We start from the raw sequence: 763 nt of genomic DNA on the forward strand, positions 1-763 counted from the left end.
CTCGGGCACGTTGGCGTACTTGGCCAGCCGGGCGCGCATCTGGAAGCCCTGCCCGGTTGGGGACACCTCGATGGCGGTGACGACCTTGGCGAAGGTGGCCGCCCAGGTGTCGAAGTCGGTGGTTGCGGTGGCTTGCAGGAGGTCGGGTCGGAGCTGGCGGGTCACGACGTACAGCTCCCGGACGCTGTTGGCGATGGGGGTGGCGGTGGCCCCGCACACCACTCGCTGGCCGCGCTGGCGGCGCAGGTAGGACAGCTTCATCCGGAAGTCCACTGCGCGGTCGCTGCCGTCGTTGCCGGCGTCGGGGATGGAGCTGGTGATGGTGTCGTTCTTCAGCTCGTGCAGCTCGTCGCGATAGACGTAGTCGATGCCGGTCTGCTCGAACGTGACGCCCGGGTCGCGGGCCTTGTCGAGCTTCTCCTTGACCCGCTCCTCCTTGCGCAGCAGCGCCTTCTGCAGGCGCTTGACGCTGCTGGAGCGCTTGGCGTCCTCGCCGTTGGCGATGGCCTGCTCACCGGCGCGGACGATCTTGTCGCGCAGCTCCTGCAGCTCCTCATCGAGGAAGCGGCGCTGCTCGTCAGGGGATAGCGACAGCCGCTCGAAGAACGAGGCGGCCATGATGATCGCGTCCCAGTCGCCGGTGGCGCAGCGGGCGACGAACCGACGCCGCCGGTCGGTGCTCATGTCGTCGCGGCCGGCGGCCAGTAGCCGGGCCCGGGGGTAGATCTGCAGGAACTCGCGGGTGAACTGCTCCAGCATGTGG

At 68.9% G+C, this 763-nt stretch carries 1 pseudogene; it reads right to left on the reverse strand.

The features are described from left to right. Positions 1–763: pseudogene (locus ACLQ29_RS35375) on the reverse strand (DEAD/DEAH box helicase family protein); the annotation flags it as partial.

It is taken from the genome of Micromonospora sp. DT228, from assembly GCF_049841595.1.
In the GTDB taxonomy this organism is placed as follows: Bacteria; Actinomycetota; Actinomycetes; order Mycobacteriales; family Micromonosporaceae; genus Micromonospora.